General features: G+C 68.4%; 21 protein-coding genes and 1 pseudogene. 13 read left to right on the forward strand and 9 right to left on the reverse strand.

Features of this window, described 5'->3' with window-relative positions:
• The first annotated feature begins 254 nt into the window (after positions 1–254).
• On the forward strand, positions 255–2,795 hold the full coding sequence (locus tag AC4HOU_RS25660) for an MFS transporter (protein ID WP_490725468.1): 2,541 nt from the start codon (positions 255–257) through the stop codon (positions 2,793–2,795).
• A gap of 38 nt (positions 2,796–2,833) precedes the next feature.
• Here the strand turns inward: AC4HOU_RS25660 and AC4HOU_RS25665 are convergent, their stop codons facing one another.
• Positions 2,834–4,843 carry a heavy metal translocating P-type ATPase gene (locus tag AC4HOU_RS25665; protein ID WP_490725469.1) on the reverse strand — a complete coding sequence of 670 codons (2,010 nt, stop codon included), beginning with the start codon at positions 4,841–4,843 and terminating at the stop codon, positions 2,834–2,836.
• Positions 4,844–4,957: 114 nt separating this feature from the next.
• Between AC4HOU_RS25665 and AC4HOU_RS25670 the strand changes: the two genes are divergently transcribed.
• From AC4HOU_RS25670 to AC4HOU_RS25710, 9 genes and pseudogenes are all read left to right on the forward strand, one after another.
• Entirely contained in the window at positions 4,958–5,209 is a 252-nt protein-coding gene (locus AC4HOU_RS25670; RefSeq protein ID WP_490725470.1) for a hypothetical protein, read from the forward strand.
• Between the two features lie 319 nt (positions 5,210–5,528).
• Positions 5,529–5,750 carry a DUF6480 family protein gene (locus AC4HOU_RS25675; protein ID WP_014350467.1) on the forward strand — a complete coding sequence of 74 codons (222 nt, stop codon included), beginning with the start codon at positions 5,529–5,531 and terminating at the stop codon, positions 5,748–5,750.
• Positions 5,751–5,795: 45 nt separating this feature from the next.
• Positions 5,796–6,359, forward strand: coding sequence for a nucleotidyltransferase family protein (locus AC4HOU_RS25680; protein WP_194991039.1), 564 nt, complete (start codon positions 5,796–5,798; stop codon positions 6,357–6,359).
• Entirely contained in the window at positions 6,359–6,631 is a 273-nt protein-coding gene (locus tag AC4HOU_RS25685) for a BON domain-containing protein (RefSeq protein ID WP_490725471.1), read from the forward strand. The genes AC4HOU_RS25680 and AC4HOU_RS25685 overlap by 1 nt, the downstream gene beginning before the upstream one ends.
• Before the next feature lie 35 nt (positions 6,632–6,666).
• Positions 6,667–7,419, forward strand: coding sequence for a metallophosphoesterase family protein (locus AC4HOU_RS25690; RefSeq protein ID WP_195021583.1), 753 nt, complete (start codon positions 6,667–6,669; stop codon positions 7,417–7,419).
• Positions 7,420–7,465: 46 nt separating this feature from the next.
• Complete coding sequence (locus AC4HOU_RS25695) at positions 7,466–8,434, forward strand: TIGR03557 family F420-dependent LLM class oxidoreductase (protein WP_163812579.1); 969 nt, start codon at positions 7,466–7,468, stop codon at positions 8,432–8,434.
• A 90-nt stretch (positions 8,435–8,524) separates the two neighbouring features.
• A complete protein-coding gene (locus AC4HOU_RS25700) occupies positions 8,525–8,857 on the forward strand; it encodes a DUF6766 family protein (protein ID WP_014350462.1) in 333 nt (110 codons plus the stop codon).
• A 56-nt stretch (positions 8,858–8,913) separates the two neighbouring features.
• Positions 8,914–9,240: a plasmid stabilization protein gene (locus AC4HOU_RS25705; RefSeq protein WP_163812577.1), complete on the forward strand. Its 327-nt coding sequence runs from the start codon at positions 8,914–8,916 to the stop codon at positions 9,238–9,240.
• A 9-nt stretch (positions 9,241–9,249) separates the two neighbouring features.
• Positions 9,250–9,890, forward strand: a pseudogene (locus tag AC4HOU_RS25710) (UdgX family uracil-DNA binding protein).
• Positions 9,891–10,157: 267 nt separating this feature from the next.
• On the opposite strand, the gene AC4HOU_RS25715 reads toward AC4HOU_RS25710, so the two are convergent.
• The 6 genes from AC4HOU_RS25715 to mbp1 form a co-directional block, all read right to left on the reverse strand.
• A complete protein-coding gene (locus AC4HOU_RS25715; protein WP_490725472.1) occupies positions 10,158–10,970 on the reverse strand; it encodes an RNA polymerase sigma factor SigF in 813 nt (270 codons plus the stop codon).
• Complete coding sequence (locus tag AC4HOU_RS25720; protein ID WP_490725473.1) at positions 10,960–11,394, reverse strand: ATP-binding protein; 435 nt, start codon at positions 11,392–11,394, stop codon at positions 10,960–10,962. The genes AC4HOU_RS25715 and AC4HOU_RS25720 overlap by 11 nt, the downstream gene beginning before the upstream one ends.
• Positions 11,395–11,473: 79 nt before the next feature.
• Complete coding sequence (locus AC4HOU_RS25725) at positions 11,474–12,169, reverse strand: PAS and ANTAR domain-containing protein (protein WP_280499217.1); 696 nt, start codon at positions 12,167–12,169, stop codon at positions 11,474–11,476.
• Positions 12,170–12,262: 93 nt separating this feature from the next.
• A complete protein-coding gene (locus AC4HOU_RS25730; protein WP_163812567.1) occupies positions 12,263–12,673 on the reverse strand; it encodes an STAS domain-containing protein in 411 nt (136 codons plus the stop codon).
• Positions 12,674–12,874: 201 nt separating this feature from the next.
• Complete coding sequence (locus AC4HOU_RS25735; RefSeq protein WP_163812924.1) at positions 12,875–14,968, reverse strand: catalase; 2,094 nt, start codon at positions 14,966–14,968, stop codon at positions 12,875–12,877.
• A 208-nt stretch (positions 14,969–15,176) separates the two neighbouring features.
• Positions 15,177–15,419, reverse strand: a complete 243-nt coding sequence (gene mbp1 / locus AC4HOU_RS25740; protein WP_163812565.1) for a microaggregate-binding protein 1 — start codon at positions 15,417–15,419, stop codon at positions 15,177–15,179.
• Between the two features lie 199 nt (positions 15,420–15,618).
• Between mbp1 and AC4HOU_RS25745 the strand changes: the two genes are divergently transcribed.
• Both AC4HOU_RS25745 and AC4HOU_RS25750 read left to right on the forward strand, forming a co-directional pair.
• The gene (locus tag AC4HOU_RS25745) at positions 15,619–15,849 is read left to right on the forward strand and encodes a hypothetical protein (RefSeq protein ID WP_163812922.1); all 231 of its coding nucleotides are present in this window, start codon (positions 15,619–15,621) and stop codon (positions 15,847–15,849) included.
• A 5-nt stretch (positions 15,850–15,854) separates the two neighbouring features.
• Positions 15,855–16,088 carry a hypothetical protein gene (locus AC4HOU_RS25750; protein ID WP_163812563.1) on the forward strand — a complete coding sequence of 78 codons (234 nt, stop codon included), beginning with the start codon at positions 15,855–15,857 and terminating at the stop codon, positions 16,086–16,088.
• A 13-nt stretch (positions 16,089–16,101) separates the two neighbouring features.
• Here AC4HOU_RS25750 and AC4HOU_RS25755 read toward each other — a convergent pair whose 3' ends face one another.
• Entirely contained in the window at positions 16,102–17,568 is a 1,467-nt protein-coding gene (locus AC4HOU_RS25755; RefSeq protein WP_195007395.1) for an aminotransferase class I/II-fold pyridoxal phosphate-dependent enzyme, read from the reverse strand.
• 72 nt (positions 17,569–17,640) lie between these two features.
• Here AC4HOU_RS25755 and AC4HOU_RS25760 point away from each other — a divergent pair, with 72 nt between their 5' ends.
• Positions 17,641–18,750 carry a glutamate--cysteine ligase 2 gene (locus AC4HOU_RS25760; RefSeq protein ID WP_195021580.1) on the forward strand — a complete coding sequence of 370 codons (1,110 nt, stop codon included), beginning with the start codon at positions 17,641–17,643 and terminating at the stop codon, positions 18,748–18,750.
• 50 nt (positions 18,751–18,800) lie between these two features.
• Here the strand turns inward: AC4HOU_RS25760 and ptsP are convergent, their stop codons facing one another.
• Positions 18,801–20,486: a phosphoenolpyruvate--protein phosphotransferase gene (gene ptsP / locus AC4HOU_RS25765; protein ID WP_195021579.1), complete on the reverse strand. Its 1,686-nt coding sequence runs from the start codon at positions 20,484–20,486 to the stop codon at positions 18,801–18,803.
• Positions 20,487–20,503 lie beyond the last annotated feature (17 nt).

Consider the following 20,503-nt stretch of genomic DNA (forward strand, 5'->3'; position numbering starts at 1 on the left):
GCACCCCACATTCATAGTCGATGCACCGTTGTCGGCGAAACCATTGATTCCCATCGACGGTGCGCACAAGCCCGCGCGAACCCGGTGACGGCCGACACATCCGGCAACTGTATAGTTGGCCGACGCAACTAGTTGCTGTTGCTAAACAATTCTGCTGGGGCGCACAGCCTGATCACGCGCCGCCCATCCGGTCGACGGCCGCGCCGCAGCGCGCGCTCCCCAGCCACGGCTACCAGACCAGAATCAGGGCTCACATGACCACATCGACCACCCGGGCGGACGCGGGGCCCCCGGAGACCGGCGAGAGCACCACCCTGTCACATCGGCAGGTGCTGACGATTCTCTCCGGCCTGTTGCTCGGCATGTTCCTGGCCGCGCTGGACCAGAACATCGTGAGCGTCGCGATCGTCAAGATCGCCAACAGCTTGCACGGCTTCGACGAACAGGCGTGGGCCACCACCGCCTATCTGATCACCGCGACCATCACCACACCGCTGTACGGCAAGCTCGCCGACATCTACGGTCGCAAACCGTTCTATCTCATCGCGATCGGGCTGTTCGTCATCGGTTCGGTGGCCTGCACCTTCGCCACCTCGATGTATCAGCTCGCCGCGTTCCGCGCGTTCCAGGGTCTCGGCGCGGGCGGGCTGATGTCGCTGGCGTTCACCATCATCGGCGACATCGTGCCTGCCCGCGAACGGGTGCGCTACCAGGGCTATTTCATGATCGTCTTCGGTGGCGCGACGGTGCTCGGCCCGGTGCTCGGCGGCTTCTTCTCCGATTACGACATCCTCGGCGGTATCGAGGGGTGGCGCTGGGTGTTCCTGGTGAACGTGCCGGTCGGGGTGCTGGCGATGATCGTGGTGGCGAAGGTGCTCAATGTTCCGCATCAACGGCAGAACCACCGCATCGACTGGCTCGGCGCGATAGCCCTGGCGATCTGTGTGGTGCCGCTGCTGATCGTGGCCGAACAGGGCAGGCATTGGGGCTGGGATTCGCACAAGGCACTGACCTGCTACGGCATCGGCGCGGCCGGGCTGCTGCTGTTCGTGCTGATCGAGTTCCTGATGAAGGACGCGGCGCTGATCCCGCTGCGGTTGTTCAAGAACTCGACGTTCAGCGTCACCATCGCGGGCGGATTCATCGTCGGTGTGGCGATGTTCGGCGCGATCACCATGGTGCCGCAGTACTTCCAGGTGGTGCGCGGGTATTCGCCCACCAAAGCGGGGCTGCTGATGCTGCCACTGGTGCTCGGCATCATGATCGGTTCCGGTGTGGCCGGGCAGATCACCAAACGCACCGGCCGCTACAAGATCCTGCCGGTGGCGGGCACCTTCATCATCGCGGTGGGCGCCGTGCTGTACGCGCAGGTGCATTACGACAGCGCACTGTGGCAGCCGCTGGTCTACGGCGGCGTCATCGGGCTCGGGCTCGGCGCCTGCATGCAGACGCTGATCATCGCCGCGCAGAACGCGGGCCCGCGGTCGGATATGGGTGTGTCGACGGCATCGGCGACGTTCTTCCGGCAGATGGGCGGCACCCTCGGCGTCGCGATCTTCCTGACCATCCTGTTCAATCTGCTGCCGCGCAAGATCACCGACGCGTTCGGCGGCACGCTGCCGCCCGGCTTCGACGCCGCCGCCCTCGGCGACCTGCAAAGCAACACAAGTGTGATCGCCACGCTGCCGCCGGAGGTGCGGGCGCCGATCCTGACCGGCTTCACCGACTCCATGCAGGGCGTGTTCTATGCCGCGGCCGCGGTGGCGTTGCTGGCGTGTGTGGTGCTGATGTTCATGAAGGAGATCCCGCTCCAGGACGCACCGATACCGGCGACCGCAGCGGATGCGGCGTCGACCGACAAGGCAGCCGCTTCGTCCTGGGACGAGGATCAGGTGTGGGAAGGAGCCGCGCAGGCGCTGTCGGAGCCCGAGCCGGTGCTGGCCGCCGCGGCCAGGCACGCGGAGTCCAACGGTCACGGCGCGCCCGAGGCCAGCGTGACCGCCGCGTTCGCGCCCCGCGGCGACTTTGGCGAGCACGTCGCGATCGCCGGTCGGGTCCATCGCGAGGACGGGCAGCCGGTCCCCGACGCGGCGCTCACCCTGATCGATCCGAAGGGCCGTCAGGCCGCGCGCGCCACCGGTGATGCGCATGGCGCATTCGCCTTCCCGACCGCGGACGCGGGCAGCTATGTGCTGATCGCGTCGGCGAGCGGGCATCAGCCCACCGCGGTCAATGTGACCGTCGGACCACAGCCGCAGCGACTCGATCTGACGCTGCTCGGGTCCGGGCGGCTGTCCGGTGTGGTGCGTTCGGCCGGCAGCGGAGATCCGCTGACCGGTGCGACCGTGACATTGACCGATCAGCGGGGCGAGGTGGTAGCCGCGGCGGTGACCGGCGCGGACGGCGGCTATGTGTGCGAAGGCGTGGTCGCTGGCTCCTACACGCTGGTGGCAGTAGCCGACCATATGCGCCCGGACGCCAGCACCCTCGCGGTGCCCGACACCGGTGTGCTGCGCCACGATATCGAGCTGACGCCGATGGCGGTGCTGGTCGGCACGGCCGCAACCGAGGACGGCCGCACCGTTGCCGACGCCCAGATCACGGTGCTCGACGCCACCGGCGAACTGACCGCCACCACCCGCACCGATGAGCACGGACGGTACGTGGTGCCGGATCTTCCGGTCGGCCGGTACACGATCGTCGCGCGCGGATATCCGGCGGTCTCCGGGCAGGTGAAGGCGTCCGGCGGTGAGGTGTCGCACGACGTGCGACTCGGTTACGACACCGGCGACTGAGCTGCGGCCGGGCCGCGGTGGCCACGATCGGCTGTTGCCTATCGAGCGGCCGGAAGTTCCTGCGGGGCCGGGGAATCGGCGCGCGCCCCGTCGGACCCGAGCACTGCCGCCGGGCGCAGATCCAGCCGGCGCAGCAGCTGGGCGTTGATCGCGACGACCACCGTGGACGCCGACATCAGCAGCGCACCCACTTCCATCGGCAGGGTGAACCCCCACGGCGCCAGCACGCCGGCGGCCAGCGGCACCGAGACCAAGTTGTATCCCGCTGCCCAGCTGAGGTTTTGGATCATCTTGCGATAGGTGGCGCGCGAGAGTGCCATCACCGACAGCACCGAGCGCGGGTCGTCACCGGCCAGCACCACGCCGGCCGAGGCGATGGCCACGTCGGTGCCGGCGCCGATGGCCAGGCCCACATCGGCCTGCGCCAGCGCTGGTGCGTCGTTGACGCCGTCGCCCACCATGGCGACGGTGCGGCCCGCCGCTTGCAGCGACGTCACCTTGGCGCCCTTGTCCTGCGGCAACACACCGGCGAAGACCTCGTCGATACCCAGCTGCCGGGCCACCGCATGCGCGACCGGGGCGGCGTCACCGGTGATCATGGCGACGTGCACACCGCGCTCGTGCAGAGCGGCGACGGCCTGGCGCGATTCCGGGCGGATCTCATCGGCCAGGGCGAGCGCGCCGATCACCGCGCCGTCGCGGATGACGTGCAGCACCGTGGCGCCCTGTGCCGCCCACGCAGCGGTTTCCGGCAGTTCGGACAGGCCGTGTTCGCCGAGCATGCCCGGCCCGCCGACGCCGACCTTCGCACCGTCGACGCGCGCGGTGACGCCGACACCGTTGCGGGCGGCAAAATCCGTCGCGGCCGGAACGCGGTCGCCGCGCTGTTCGGCCGCGGTGACGATCGCGCGCCCCAGCGGATGTTCGCTGTCGCCTTCGACGGCAGCGGCCAGTACCAGGACCTGATCGGCGTCGTATCCGTCGCCGCCCGCGATATCGACCACCGCGGGTTCGCCCTTGGTGAGCGTGCCCGTCTTGTCGAAGAGCACGGCGTCGACGGTGCGCATCGCCTCCAGCGAGCGACGATCGGTGATGAGTACCCCCGCCTTGGCCGCTCGTTCGGTCGCGATCGACACCACCAGCGGAATGGCCAGCCCCAGTGCGTGCGGGCAGGCGATCACCAGGACCGTGATGGTGCGGGTGACGGCGGCGTCGGGTTCGCCGAGGGCAAGCCACACCGTCGCGGTGATCACCGCGGCTCCCGCGGCGAACCAGAACAGCCAGCCCGCGGCCCGGTCGGCGAGCACCTGTGCTCGTGACGACGAGTTCTGCGCCTCGCTGACCAGACGCTGGATGCCCGCCAGCGCGGTATCGTCACCGACCGCGGTGATCCGGACCCGCAACGCGGAATCGGTGCTGACGGTGCCCGCGACGACCCGATCGCCCGGCGCGCGCCGTACGGCGACCGATTCGCCGGTGATCATGGATTCGTCGACGTCGGCGCTGCCGGATTCGACCACCCCGTCGGCGGGCACCCGGCCGCCCGGGCGCACCACCACCAGGTCGCCTTCGGACAACTCGGAGACCGCGACGGTGGTGATGTCGTCGCCGTCGACCCGTTCGGCCTCGTCGGGCAGCAGCGCCGCCAGCGATTCCAGCGCACTCGACGCCTGCCCCAGCGACCGCATCTCGATCCAGTGCCCGAGCAGCATGATCACGATCAGCAGCGCCAGCTCCCACCAGAAATCGAGCTCATGGGAGACGAGGCCGAGCACCGCGGCCCACGACGCGAAGAACGCCACCGTGATGGCCAGCGCGATCAGCAGCATCATGCCCGGCTGTCGCGCCCGGATCTCGCCCGCCGCGCCGGCGAGGAACGGCCGCCCGCCCCAGACATACATGACCGTCCCCAGCACCGGCGAAATCCAGGTGACCGGCCCATTGTGCGGCAGCTCGTACCCCAGCAGATCCGCGAACATCGCATTCGCACCGACCACCGGCACCGCCAGCACCAGCATGTACCAGAACAGCCGCCGGAACTGTGCCACATGATCCCCGTGGCCGGCGTGGCCGGCTTGTCCGTGCCCGGCATGCCCAGCGTGGCCGTGCCCGCTGTGTCTTGTGTCGCTGTGACCGGCGTGACCGGCGGCCTCGTGCCCTCCATGAGCCGCATGGCCGTGCCCACCACGCCCAGCATGCGGGCCATGACCGGCATCGCCGCGCCCGTCATTTCCACCGCCTGCGTGCTCGCCCTGGCCGCCGGCATCACCGTGCCCGCGCCGTCGGTGACCGCCGTGGTCCTCCCGATAGCCCCCGTGCTTCTCATGGCCCTCACCGTGGGCAGGTGCGCCTCCAGCGGCCGCGCCGCGGGCCGGACCGCTGCTCGGCAGCTCAGCGCTCTCGTCGGTGCGTGAGGTCGGGTCTTGGTTCGATTCGTGATCGGGGCCCATATCCCCGACGGTACCCATCCGGGGTATTTCTCACAGCCGGTCCAGTCGAGTCGGTCGCTCCTCGGCGCACAGGAGCGAGGTCGGCCTGCGATCGGCGCGAACAACCGCGCTCTGCCGATTGGCCGGGACCGCACCGGGTACGCGGCAATCATGGAGCTACTCGTGATCCTCGCAATTCCCATCGCGGTCGCGGCGGTGATCATCTACCGCAAGACGACCGGAAAACATCCGAATGAGCCGTTGACCCCGGACAACGACGGTGAGTAGGCCTGTCATGACGTCTATGGACCCCGATCCGTCCCGCACTCCCGATCTCGAACCCGGCGGCGGGGTCGCGCCGGGCGCGACACCGCCGGATACGCCGCAGACCTCCGGTCTGTCGGCGCCCGAACCCGACACCCGCCATCATTTCCCGTTCACCGGCATCGCGGCGATTCTGGTGACGGTCCTGGTCGTGGCCGTGTTCCTGGTGGTGGCGGTGGCGCTGGTGATCTCGCTCGGGTGAGCGCGGCCCGCGATTGAGCACCGTGAACCCGGGTAGGCCCCGAACATGGCACCGACGATCGACCAGCTGCTGCACGCGCTCACCCGCGCGGCGAACGCACTGACCGAGGCCGGGATACCGTTCGCGGTGGCCGGCGGCTGTGCGGTGTACGCGCGCGGCGGGCCCGCCTCCGACCATGATGTGGACCTGTTCGTCCGGCCCGCCGATATCGGCGAGGTGCGCAGCGTGCTGGCTCGTACGGGCCTGCGAGTGGCCGACGCGGCCGAGGACTGGCTGACCAAGGCCTACGACGGCGACACCCTCATCGACGTCGTCCACCGCCCCAACGACCGCGCCGTCACCGACGAGATGCTGGCGCGGGCCGAGGTGATGCCGGTGGGCCCGACCCGGGCGCCGGTCATCTCCGGCACCGATCTGATGGTCGACAAGCTGCTCGTCTTCAGCGCGCACCGGCTCGATCTCAGCCCGCTGCTGCGCATCGCCCGCGATCTGCGCGAACAGGTGGATTGGCCGTCGGTGCGCGCCCAGACCGAACATTCGCCCTACGCCAAAGCGTTCCTCGGGCTCATCGACGATCTCGGGATCGCCGACACCGGAAGAGGCAACTGATGCCAGTCACCCAGGATCCCGGACCCACTCCGCCGCAGTATCTGGTCGCCCGGTTGCGCCGCGCGCTGGCCGAGGATCCGCGCACCGCCGAACTGGGTGTGCAGATCCATATCCGCGGCGGTGTCGTCGTCCTCGACGGCGAAGTCACCAGCGCCGAACGAAAACAGCGGCTCGAAGACGCGGTGCGCGAACTCGTGCCAGAGGCCCGCATCCACAACGAGGTCCGGGTGGGCACGGCGAACCAGCCGGGGCCGAGCGAGGAGTTGCGCTGACGGCACGGCCCATCGAGCGGAAGGAGTTGGCAGGCATGCGGATCGCGGCGGTCGGAGACATTCATCTGGGGACCGATTCACGCGGATTGCTGCGCCCGGCGCTACAGCAGCTTCCCGAGCGCGCCGATGTGCTGCTGCTGGCCGGTGATCTCACCAAACACGGGACCGTGGACGAGGGCCGCGTCGTCGCCGAAGAATTCGCGGATCTGCCGGTGCCGGTGATCGCCGTGCTCGGCAATCACGACTATCACAGCGACGCGCAGGACGAGATCACCGATCTGCTCGGCGGGCACAACATCACGGTGCTGGAAGGATCCGCCACGACCGTGGAGATCGACGGCTCGACGCTCGCCGTCGCGGGCACCATCGGCTTCGGCGGCGGCTTCGCGGGCAAATGCGCCAGTGTGTTCGGTGAGCGGATGATGCGCGATTTCGCCGGACGCGCAGTGGCCCTGGCCGATTCGCTGCGGGTGGCGCTGGCCGGCTGCGACGCCGACGTCACCGTGGCGTTGACCCACTACTCCCCCGTCACCGACACCCTGCACGGCGAACCACCCGAGATCTATCCGTTCCTCGGTTCCTATCTGCTCGGCGAGGCGATCGATGACGCGGGAGCGGACCTGGCCCTGCACGGGCATGCGCACGCCGGACGTGAACACGGCACCACCCCGGGCGGGATCCGGGTCCGCAATGTCGCGCAGCCGGTGATCCGAGCCGCGTACACCATCTACGACCTGCGATCGGCGCCCGAGCCGGCGCGCGTGGGCCGCCCGGGCGCGGTGCGCTGAGGACCTGTTCGCCCCACGCCCCAGGCACCAACGACAGGAGGCAACCATGCAGATCGGGTACAAACTGGCGGCCGAAGCGTTCGGCCCCGAGGAGCTGATCCGGCAAGCGGTGCAGGCCGAGGCCGCGGGCTTCGACTTCGTGGAGATGAGCGACCACTTCCATCCGTGGCTGGACAACCAGGGCCATTCCTGCTTCGCCTGGACCGCGCTCGGCGCCATCGCCGCCCGCACCGAGCGGATCGGTCTCGCCACCGGCGTCACCTGCCCGATCATCCGGTATCACCCGGCGATCGTGGCGCAGGCCGCGGCCACGCTCGCGCTGATCTCGCAGGGCCGGTTCACCCTCGGCATCGGCTCCGGTGAGCGGCTCAACGAGCATGTGGTCGCGCGGGAGTTCCCGCCGATCGCGGTGCGTCAGGACATGCTGCGCGAGGCGCTGGAGATCATCCGCTTGCTGTGGCGTGGCGGCTACCAGTCCTATGACGGGCGGTATCTGTCGATCTCCGATGCCAGGGTCTTCGATCTACCCGAGAGCCCACCGCCCATCGCGGTGGCCGCGGGAGGACCCGACGCCGCCCGGATCGCCGGCGAATTGGGCGACGGCCTGTTCGCCACCGAGCCCGAGGCGCGCATCGTCGAGGACTATCGCGCGGCGGGCGGGACGGGGCCGCGCTACGCCGAGGTCGGCATGGCGTGGGCGCCCGATGAGCAGAGTGCTGCCGAAGCCGCGCATGAAACGTCGCGCTGGGCGGTGACCGGCTGGAAGGTGATGAGCGAGTTGCCGAATCCGGTGAACTTCGCGGCGGCGACCACGACCGTGCGCGTCGAGGACATCCGCGAGGCGATGGCCTGCGGGCCCGATCCGGCCCGGTATCTGGCGGCGGCGCAGAACTACGTCGATGCCGGGTACGACCATCTGGTGATGCAGAACGCCGGCCCCGATCCGGACGGGTTCATCGACTTCTATCAGCGAGAACTGGACAAACCGATGCGTGAGCTCACCGCACGGACCTGAGCGCGGCTCCCAGCCTCGAGCCACGGGTCGGCCGGCCAGCGCCGGTACGGTGACCTGCGTATCCGCGGCCGTGCCGGGTATCGCTGCGATATGACCCACTTCAGACGTTGGGGCGCGGTGTATCTGCTGGTGCTGTTGTTCGCGGGCTCGTGGGCCGCGCAGTTCGTCACCCAGCTCAGCGATTACCGCAGCACCCAGGAAGCGCTCGGGCAGCCCTTCGAATGGGGCGGCTACCTGCACAATTTCTTTGCCAGCACCTTCGAGAACTGGCAGAGCGAGTGGCTGCAGCTGATTTTCCAGGCGATTCTGCTGCTCGGCGCCAAGCATTGGCTGTTCGCCGTCGATGCCGAAGATCTCGAACGAATCGAGAACAAGATCGATGCGGTCAACGCCACGCTGGCCCGCACCGGACCGGTTGTCTGAGCCGTTGATTGTTCACGCGCGAGGCGGGTACCCGTCCCGCAGACAGGAGGTGTGTCATGCCGAAGGAATGGACCGACAAACAGGAACGGCAGTACGAGCACATCAAGGATTCGGCCAAGGATCGTGGTGCGGGCACCAAGCGCGCCAAGGAGATCGCGGCCCGCACGGTCAACAAGAACCGCGCCCAATCCGGTCAGTCCAAGACCGCGAGCCGCTCCTCCACCCGTGACGTCTCGCCGCAGCATCGTGGCGGCAAGCGTTCGCACAGTGGATCGAAGGGCCCGACCCGCGACCAGCTGTACAACGAGGCCAGACAGCGCAACATCAAGGGCAGGTCGAAGATGTCCAAGGCGCAGTTGGCCAAGGCCCTCGGCCGGTCGTAGGGCTCACCGATGAGCACCACCGCGCGGCGCGCTGCGCAGAAGCCGCCCGGTGCCGCCGAGTTCGTGCCGCCCGACGCGGATCTCGAGCAGTTACGCGAGGCCGCGGCGGGCTGCCGCGGCTGCGAGCTGTACCGCGAGGCCACCCAGACCGTCTTCGGTGAGGGCCCGTCCGCCGCACGGGTGGTGATGGTCGGCGAACAACCCGGTGATCAGGAGGACCGCGCGGGCCATCCGTTCGTCGGCCCGGCGGGCCGGCTGCTCGATCGTGCCCTGGCCGAGGCCGGTTTCGACCGCGATGAGGTGTATGTGACCAACGCGGTCAAGCATTTCAAGTTCGTCGAACGCGGCAAACGCCGCATCCACAAACAACCGAGCCGCACGAGGTGGTGGCCTGTTCGGCGTGGCTCGCCGCCGAACTCGACCTGGTGGCACCGGATCTGGTCGTGTGCCTGGGCTCGGTGGCCGCCAAGGCGGTGCTCGGCCCCTCGACCACGGTGGGAGAGTTGCGCGGCGTCGTGCTCGATCGTCCCGGCTATCAGGTGACGGCGACGGTGCATCCGTCGGCGGTGCTGCGCTCCACCGACCGCAAGGCCGCCTACGCCGAGTTCGTCGGCGATCTGGCCCGCATCCACGACATGGCACTGCCTTGATCACCGATGATCACCGACCAGACCCCTCCCGGCAGACCCGCGAGTCGAAGGAGCCGGCGTGCGAACCGACCAGCTGACCCAACCGATTCCCCCGCACGAACCCGATCCGGTGCCCCCTGCCCCGCCACCGGCTCCGATTCCCGAACCCGAGCCGGTGCCGCCTGCCCCGCGACCGGGCGATCCGCCGACGCCGCCGATCCCGCCGCCACCGGACCCGGGCCCGTCACCTGATCCGATGCCACCGACCCCGGGGTGAGCCGGCCACATTCAGTCGCGCAACGCCTGCTCGCGCACCCAGTCCAGGGTGCGCGACAGGATGCGGGATACGTGCATCTGGGAGACGCCGAGCTGTTCGGCGATCTGATTCTGGGTCATCGATTCGAAAAACCGCATGCGCAGCACCTGCTGCTCTCGTTCGGGTAGCTCGGCGATATACGGCTGAACCGCAAGATAGTCCTCGACGTATTGGTAGGACGGCTCCTCCACGCCGAGCGATTCGGTGAGCGGCAGCGGCGCGTTTTCGGAATCATCGCCGCCGGTCACCGTGTCGATCGAGGAGCTCTGGTAGGCGTTGCCCGCGATCAAGGCCTGCGTCACCTCGACCAGGTCGACGCCGAGTTCCTCGGCCAGTTCTCTGGCCCGCGGCATCCGGCCCAATCGCTGCGAGAGTTTGTCGGTGGCGGGTCCGATGGCGAGCTGAATCTCCTTGACCCGCCGCGGAACTCGCACCGACCAGGTGTTGTCGCGGAAGTACCGGCGGACCTCGCCCATGATCGTCGGGACCGCGAAGGACAGGAACGACGATCCACGCGCGGGATCGAACCGGTCGATCGCATGCAGCAGGCCCACCCGCGCCACCTGCAGCAGGTCTTCGAACATTTCGCCGCGCCCGGCGAACTTGCGCGCGATGTGTTCGGCCAGCGGCAGGCAGCGGTCGATGATCTCCTCGCGCATCCGGTCGTGGCGAGGATCGTCACCGGGGATCGCGGCGAGTTTGTCCAGCAGCGGCTCGATGTGGTCGTAGCTGTCCTCGCCGGAATGGCGGCGGGCCTGACGAGGCCGCTGCCGCTCAGCCGCCATCGGAGCCCCCGCGCACCCACGTGAAGCGCGCCGTGGTGGGGTATCCGCCTGCGTTCTGGTCGAAGGGATGTTGCTCGGTGCTGATCGACTCGGTCAGGGTGCGCACGATGTGCCAGCCGAAGCTGTGCCGTTCGCCCACCGCTTCGGTGGCCGCCACCGACGTCACCGCGACGGTCATCCGATTTTCGCCATAGCTGAAATCGCAGGTGAGTTCCGAGCCGGGGACGGCGTCCAGAATCAGCGAGGTCGCCACCTCGTCGAGCGCGAGGCGGATGTCGGTGACCTCGTCCAGGGCGAAGTCCGCGATCAACGCGACGGTTTCGGTCAGGGCGCGCAACATCAGCAGCTGGCCCAGTTCCGCGGGCACACGCACACCCACCGTCGTCGTGGGGTCCGCGGTTATGCGGGAAACATGCTCGGTCATGCGCACCACCTTGTCCGCCCTGATCGGGTGTCATCTGCTCGCTTACCCGGCATCATCCGCGCGAAACGCGCGGCGCGGACTATCCGGGGATGCGTTGATGCACGGTGAGCAGCAGATGATCGAACTCCGAACGCAGCCGCGGCGGCGCGCTGCGCAGCGTGGGCAGCTCGGCGATCAATTGCGCGGCCAGCGCCCGCACCTTGACGTTGGTTTCCTGCGAACGCCAGGTCAGTACCCGGAACGCCTGGTCGGCGCTGATGCCGTACACCAGCATCAGCACGCCTTTGGCCTGCTCGATGATCGCGCGCGCGGACAGCAGTTCCGGCAGCGCGTCGTCCAGTGTTTCCCTGCGCTGTTCCTCGAGGGTGTCGGTGACGTCGATGTAGTAGCCGGCCGTGCCGACTACTCCGCCGCCGTCGTCGGTCATGGTGTCGGCGACGACGATCACATGGTGGGTGCGGCCCTCGATATCGATGATGCGGTGCTTGCTACAGAACGGTTCCCCGTCGGTGAGGGCGTGGTCGAGCAGGTCGGCCACGTAGCCGCGGTCGTCGGGGTGTTTGTGGTCGAGCAGCAGCTCGGTCGTCGGGGTCACAGCGCCCGGCTCGTAGCCGTGCATCCGAGCCACCTCGTCGGACCATTCCCAGCGTTGCTCGTCGAACCAGAACCGGAAACCGCCGACGTCTTCGACGCAGCTGGTTTCGGCGAGATGTTCGAACGCCTCGGTGTCATCGGTGTCGATTCCGCTCGCGGAGACCGATCCATTGTCCGTCACCGCTCGATTATCGACTGTGGAGTCCACACATGCCATCAATTCGGCGGGCGAGGATGCCGCCGCAGGTCGGCGGTGGTGGTGGGATCGCACAGGTCAGCCGCCGAGCGCTGCCTGCATGGTGGGGTAATAGCGGAACAGGGGGCGGACTCCGGTCACCTCGAGCACTCGCTCGACTTCCTTGCGGCCGCACACCAGGCGCAGGTCGAGCCCACGCGCGGCCGCATCGGACTTCGCGCAGACCAGCAACGCGGCCGACCGGATGCTCATGAAGCCGGCGGCCCGTAGATCGAGAACGACGATCGAGCGGTCGGTGTGCATGCACCTGCACAGCAGGTCGTAGAAGTCGTCGTAGAGTGCGGCATCGAGTTCGCCTTCCACCCGGGCGACGGCGCAACCGCGGCGAATACCATCTTGCTGGGTCAACCGCCGGATATCGCGACCGTGCTGGGGCCTGGCCAGCCGGTGTAGTTCTTCGGCGTGTTGATGTTCGGTCACCAACGACATCGAATCCTCCTGTTGGACAGGGGCTTCCGATTCGTCTCCGTACCCGCGAGCGGGGACGGAGCGACGGCCGAAATGGCGAGCTCGACGACGGAGAGACAACCACCGCTACCGAACTACGAACATTCTGGCCGTGGAACCGGGGTCGGCTGGAGTCTCAACCTGGACCCCATTCTGGCATGCGAACCTGCCCCTGTCACCCGATCAGGCGGGAACTCGATCCGTGACGCGCTGCCAGAGGCGATGCCCGGCCAGCGCCTCGGCGAAGGCGGCGACGAATCCGTCCGGGATGCTCGCGCCCTCGGCCGCGGCGACCACCACACCGTCCACGGCGAAGTCGGTCTCACCGGGATTCAACTCACCGGGCAGGCCGGCGGCCCGCAGCACCTGCGTGCCCGCGCCAACCGCACCGACCGGTTTGGCGTGCTTGAACGCCTCCAGCACGAAGTGCACCGCCGGGCCGGATTCGGCGAGCGTCCCCGCGGAGTCACCCCCACCGGCGACGATCACACCGTCGTAGAGCACCGAGGCCATCGTCGGAAGGGCGCGATCCACCAGCACCGGATCGCCGGAGCCGTCGGCCCGCAGCCGCCCGCCGTGCGGGGCCAGCACTTCGGCCGTCGCGCCCCGTTCGGCCAGCGCGGATCGGAGGATGTCGATGCCGGTCGAGTCGGCGCCGTCGGCGGCCAGGATCGCGATCTTGCGGGTGGCGATGGTGTCGGGTGCGAGGTTCAACTGCGACAGGGCAGGTGAGACCTGCACGTCGTCGACGCTTTCGCCGTCGGGGATCGGCAGCCCGAGTTCGACCGCGACCCGGCTCGCCAAACCGGGATCGATGCGCACCAGGTGGTCGAGCACCCGGGAGCGGATCTCCACTCGCCGGACCTTGCCGAGTTCGAAGCCGAAGGCCGCCACGATGTGCTCGGCCTCCGGCGGCGACATGCTGCGCCAGAACATCCGCGGCTGCCGGTAGTACTCCTTGAAGCTTTCCGCGCGGATCCGCTGGGTCTCACCGTCGACCCGGCGGGTGTAGTGCCGGAAGACGTCGGCATCGGCCAGCGCCGGGCAGCCGCCGCCGATGGTGTTCTTGGTGTAGAACGCTTCCCCGCGCGGTACCGCGTGCTGGCCGTACCCGTCCTGCTGATGGTTGCGCACATCGGCCAGCGGGCGGTTGACCGGCAGTTGCGCGAAGTTCGGGCCGCCGAGCCGGATCAGCTGGGTGTCCAGGTAGGAGAAGTTGCGCATCTGCAACAGCGGGTCGTTGGTGAAATCGATGCCGGGCACCAGATTGGCGGTGTGGAAGGCGACCTGCTCGGTTTCGGCGAAGAAGTTGTCGGGGTTGCGGTTGAGCACCATCTCCCCCACCGGGCGCACCGGGACCTGCTCCTCCGGGATGATCTTGGTGGAGTCGAGCAGATCGAAGTCGAAATCGAACTCCTTGTCCTCTGGCACCAACTGCACACCCAGTTCCCAGCTGGGGAAATCGCCGGCCTCGATGGCGTCCCACAGGTCGCGCCGGTTGAAGTCGGGGTCGCGGCCGGCGACCTGCTGGCATTCATCCCACAGCAGCGAATGCACGCCGAGGCGCGGCTTCCAATGGAACTTCACGAACGTGCCCTTCCCCTCCGCGTTCACGAAACGGAAGGTGTGCACGCCGAAGCCCTGCATCATCCGGTAGCTGCGCGGCAGCGCCCGGTCCGACATCAGCCACATGATCGCGTGCAACGACTCGGGCTGTTCGGCGACGAAATCCCACAGGGTGTCGTGGGCGGACTGCGCCTGCGGAATCTCGTTGTGCGGCTCGGGTTTCACCGCGTGCACGAAGTCGGGGAACTTGATGCCGTCCTGGATGAAGAACACCGGGAAGTTGTTGCCGACCAGGTCGTAGTTGCCCTGCTCGGTATAGAACTTGGTGGCGAAACCACGCACGTCGCGCACCGTGTCGGCCGAGCCACGCGAACCTGCGACGGTGGAGAACCGCACGAACACCGGCGTACGCACCTGAGGTTCGGTGAGGAATTTCGCGACCGTGTAATCGGCGAGCCAGCTGTCATAGGGCCGGAAGAAGCCATAGGCGCCTGCGCCGCGGGCGTGCACCACCCGCTCGGGGATGCGTTCATGATCGAAATGGGTGACCTTTTCCCTGGCGTGGAAATCGTCGAGCAGGGTGGGGCCGCGCTCACCGGCCGCGAGCGCGTCGTCGGTGTGGTCCACGCGCACGCCCTGCTGGGTGGTCAGGTAGCCGCGGTCACGGTCCTGTCTGACCGGCTGCAACTGTTCGCTCTTGGCGTCCTCGATCGGTGACGTCTCGGTCGGCTGTTCGGTGCGTTCGTCCACGGTGGGCCCTCCAGGCTGGTCGAGGCAAACCCTGTCGTGGGGCGGCTTCCCCCGTGAACGCGCACTAAACCGCCGCGCGATTCGAAAAACCTGTCCGCAGACGACAGCGGTTGCCGGGCACAGTGCCACGGCAACCGCTGTTCGTTACCACCGATTCGGATCGGACGGCTTACTCGCCTTGATGCGAACGCTGTCGCGCCTCGTCGAGATCGGCTTCACGACGCTGCTTTTCGGCTTCGGCCTCCTTCTTGGCGGCCTCGCGCTGAGAATCGGCCTTCTCTTGCTGCGCCCGGCCTTCATCGCGCAGCTCATCGTTGCCGAGTACCGTCCCTGCGGCCTCCTTGGCCTTGCCTTTGACACCTTCGACGACGCCTTCAACGCCCTCGCGGGGACCGCTGTTGGACTCCGACACGATTGTCACCTCCGTGTGATCGGTTCCTGCTGGACAGTCGCCGCATACCCGGTATGAGCGGGCTCAATCCGAGGGTGTCCGCCATCACGGCCCCGGTGTTTGTTCTGGCGGGCGCCGGGTAGCGCCTCGGTGACGGCGAAATGCGCCGTCGAGGTCATCACCGATGACGATCACAACCGCCCAGGAGGTGCGGAAAACAATGGCCATCGAACAGGAAACCGGGCACATCACCGGAACCAAGGACAAGGACTACAACCTCATCTGGTTCGCCGAGGCGTCGATGAGCAACGCGCTGCGGATGGAGGTCTACAGCCAGGACGCCGAACGCGCCGGCGACACCGAGCTGGCCGAATTCTTCCGTCGCGCCCAGGGCGAGAGCCGTAAGGGCGCCGAGCAGGCCAAGGCTCTGCTCGCCAAGCGTTTGAGTTGATCACCATGGCGATCTGCGATACCTGCGGCAACGACTACGACAAGAGCTTCACGGTCAGTCGTGACGGGCAGTCGTGGACGTTCGACAGTTTCGAATGCGCCGCGAGCCGGCTGGCACCCGCCTGCGCGCACTGCGGGTGCCGAGTGCTCGGGCACGGCGTCGAGGCCGGCCAGCAGGTCTACTGCTGTGCGCATTGCGCCCGCCGGGCCGGCCACGACGCGCTCGTCGATCACGTGTAATGCCGGTGGCCGATCAGCGTCGTGAGACGACGCGGATGGTGCGCAGCGACTGGTCGGCGGCATCGGGGACGTTCATTCCGGCCGCCACCCCGGAACGGAGATAGTCCACCACCGCGTCGTCGATCAGTTCGCCCGGTACCACCACCGGAATGCCCGGTGGGTACGGGGTGAGCTGCTCGGCGGCGATCCGGCCTGCCGCCTCGTCGGCGGGCACCGATTCCTGCGGGCCGAAGAACGCATCGCGCGGCAACATGACCGTGTCGAGCTGGATCTCCGATGGTGACGGCAGCCGGATCGGTGGCGCCGCGTCGGCCGGATCGAGCTGCTCACGCCAGGCCCGTATCCCCTCCACCAGTGCGTCGATGCTGGTGTCGTCATCGGCCATGGACAGTGTCGCCAGGATTCTGCGGTGATCGCTGAGACCGAGGTCGAGCAGGCGATGTTCGCGCAGCCAGTCCGCGGCCTGATACCCCGTGGCGCCGGTGTTCTCGATGTCCATCAGCACCTGCAACCGGTCCAGATCATGGGAGGCCTGATGGCCGAGCAGCACGTCGTCGAGCACCTCGATACCGGGGATCCGATCCAGTTCGCGGCGCGCGCGTTCGGCGACTCGCAGTGCGGCGCCGAGCAATTCGTGGCCCTCCTGCACCATCTGCCTGCGCCAGCCGTCCAGTGCCGAATAGATCAGCACGTTGGGGCTCGTGGTCATCAGCAGGTCCGCGCAGGCACTCAGCAGCGAACGGTCGATGAGATCGCCTTGCACGTGGAACACCGAGCCCTGTTCGAAGCCCATGCCCATCTTGTGCACGCTCACCACGCAGACGTCGGCGCCCACGTCCATCGCCCAGGTCGGCAGGTCGGGATGGAAGGGCAGGTGCGCGCCCCACGCCTCGTCCACGATCAGCGGCTTGCCCCGTTCGTGACAGACCTCGACGATGCCGGCCAGATCGGCGCAGGTGCCGTACGGGCTCGGGCTGACGACGAGCGCGCCCGCCGCATCGGGATGGCGTTCCCAGGCCTCACGCACCTGCTGCGGTGACGGCGGATGCGACATATGCCGTTCGGCATCCCAGCGGGGCGTGATCCAGCGTGGTTGCACCCCGGAGAACACCAGCCCGGCCACGATCGACTTGTGGCTGTCCCTGGCGACCAGCAGCCCGCCGTCTTTGCCGCCGGCCACCGCCATCATCGCCGCCTTCACCGACAGCGAACTGCCGCAGGTGGAGAAGAAGGTCGTCTCGGCGCCGACCGCGTCGGCCATCAGCGCTTCGGCATCGGCCAGATATCCCCCGCGCATCAGCCGATCGTCGAGGCCCGGCCCGGCGAGCACGTCGGAGCGGAAGGCGTCGATACCGATGGTCTCGGCGACCCTCTTGTCGATACCGCGCCCCTGCCGGTGGCCGGGCGGTGTGTACCCGTATCTGCCCGCGCGCCGGTACTCGGCCAGCGCATCGAGCAAAGGTGCTCGTGCATGATCCATGTTGGCTGGCCTACCCGATCGGCCGGGAATTATGTCGGCGCGGGCCGCGAGGGAGGCGAGTAACCTACGAGAATGGACGCGGCCTCATCGACAGTCGGCGTTGAAGAGGAATTTCTCCTGGCGGATCCGGACAGCGGCGCACCGGCGGCGAAAAACGTCGAGGTGGCCCAGTCCGCGAAGGACATCGGTATCGATCTGCAACTGGAACTGACCCGCTGCCAAGTGGAGACGTGCACCGGTGTGCACACCCACACCGGAGAATTGCTCGCCGAATTGCGTACGCTGCGCGGCGGGGTGGCCGCCTGTGCTCGCGAACACGACACCCGCCTGCTCGCGGTCGCGATTCCGCCGACGGTCCCCGAGGAATTCCCGGTCACCGACACCCCGCGCTACCAGCGGATCGCCCGCAATTTCGGGATGCTCGCCCATGAACAGGGCCTGTGCGGCTGCCATATCCACGTCGGGATTCCCGATCGGGAAACGGCCATCCAGGTCAGCAATTTCCTGCGGCCGTCGCTGCCGATCTTCCTGGCGCTCACCGCCAATTCCTCGATCTATCGCGGCTCCGATACCGGCTACGCCAGTTGGCGCAGCGTGCTGTGGCGGCGCTGGCCCAGCGCCGGGCCGCCGCCGTATTTCGCCGATGCCGACGGCTACGACGCGATGGTGGACATGATGCTGTCCAGCGGCAGCATTCTGGACAAGAAAATGGTCTATTGGGATATCCGGCCCTCGATCACCTTTCCCACCGTCGAGGTTCGGGTCAGCGATGTGCCGGCGACGGTGACCGAGACGGCCATGCTCGCCACCCTGGTACGGGCCACCGTGATGACCGCTCGCGCCGACCTCGACCGCGGCCGTACCGCGCCGATGGTGTCGGCGGAGGTGCTGCGAGCCGCGTACTGGAAGGCCGCTCGCTCGGGGCTCGACGGCGACGGCGTCGACCCGATCGACTGCCGGGTGGCGCCCATGCGCACGCTGCTCGGTGAGCTGCTCGATCGGATCGACCCAGCGCTGACGGCACTGGGCGCCGGCGACTTCGTCCACGAGACCATCGGGGTGGTGCTCGAGCGCGGGAACGGGGCACACCGTCAGCGCGAGGCCTTCCACGCGCGCGGCGAGATCACCGATGTCCTCACGGTCTTACAGGACGCCACGCTCGAAGGGTGCGTGTCGGCGTAGCCGGATGGCAGCAGCGCATCGGTCGTCGCCGGCGAGCGTATCCCTTGAGTTCAGTGCAGGATTCGCCGCGCACGCTCCCGCGCGTCATGCGGGTCGGTCGCGTCGAGCACGGCGGCGGCCGCGGCCTGGCACTCGGCCAGCGTGACCGCCGACAGCTGCGCCCCGACACCGGCGACCGCGGGCGCGGCCGCGGACAGCGAGGTGACACCGAGCCCGGCCAGCACGCACGCCAGCAGCGGGTCGGCGGCGGCTTCACCACACACGCCCACCGGTTTCCCCACCCGCCTGCCCGCGGCGGCGGTACGGGCGACCAGGGCCAGCACGGCCGGCTGCCAGGGATCGGTGAGCGCCGCGAGATCCGGCGACATCCGGTCGGCGGCCATCGTGTACTGCGCGAGATCATTGGTGCCGATCGACACGAAATCGACCTCGGCCAGGATGGCCTCGGCCAGCAGCGCCGCGGCGGGCACCTCGATCATCACCCCGGCGATCAACCCCCGGTCGCGGACCTTGCTCGCGAACGCGCGCGCTTCACCGACGGTGGCGATCATCGGGGCCATCACCATGGGTGGCGTGGCGCGGCCGGTGGCCGCGGCGGCGATGGCGTCGAGCTGACGGTCCAGGATGCCGCTGTCGCGGGCGGCGATGCGGATTCCGCGCACACCCAGCGCCGGGTTGGCTTCCTCGGGGTGATCGGCGAAACGCAGGGGCTTATCGGAGCCTGCGTCCAGGGTTCGGATCACCACTTTCGCGGCGGGATAGGCGTCGAGCACCTCGCGGTAGATTCCGGCCTGCTCCTGCACGGATGGTTCGGAATCGCGGTCGAGGAAACACAATTCGGTGCGGAACAGGCCGATGCCCTCGGCTGGTGTCTCGGTCGCCGCCCGCGCGCCTGCGCCGTCCTGGACGTTGGCGAGAATGTCCACGCGGTGGCCGTCGCTGGTGGCGCCGGGACCGGTCCAGCGCGCGTTTCTGGTGGCGGTCGTGCGGTAGTCGGCGACAGCGGCCAGCGCGCGAGCCGGCTCCGGGTCGACGGTGACGATGCCCGCCGCGCCGTCGATCAGCAGCTCGGTGCCGGCTTCGACCTCGTCCAGGCCGGTCACCGCGACCACGCACGGGATACCGAGCTGACGGGCGATGATCGCGGTGTGGCTGGTCGCGCCGCCGAGCGAGGTGGCAAGCCCGACGATGCGGGTGGGGTCCAAGCCCGCGGTATCGGCAGGCGCCAGGTCGCGCGCGATGAGGATGGACGGACGATCCGGTGTGGGGACGCCGGGCTCGGGCAGCCCGAGTATTTCGGCCACCACCCGATCGCACACATCGCGCAGATCGGTGACTCGTTCGGCCATCACCCCACCGAGCTTGGTGAACATCGCCGCGAACTGTTCGGTGGCGGCGGCGGCCGCGGCAGGCGCGGCGACGCCGGTGGCGATCAGCTTCTCGGCCGCGCCGAGCCAACCGCGATCGGTGGCCATGGCGGCGTTCGCTGAGAGCACCTCGGCCGCGGCCCCGCTCGCCGCACTCGACCGGGCCCGCAGCCGCTGCGCGACCGTCTCCGCGGCCGAGTGCAGGGCGGTGTTCTCCGATGCCCGATCGGACTCGGCGATCGTGTCCGATCGGGCATCCGTTGCCACCCGCGGATTGGGGCGAACCGCGGGCGCGGCCGCCACGCCAGGCACCGCCGGTGTTCCGCGCAGAACCGATTCAACGGCTTCTACCTGCTGCGATCGGGTCATCTGCGGTCTCCTTCGCA

This window comes from Nocardia sp. JCM 38205 (assembly GCF_058222935.1).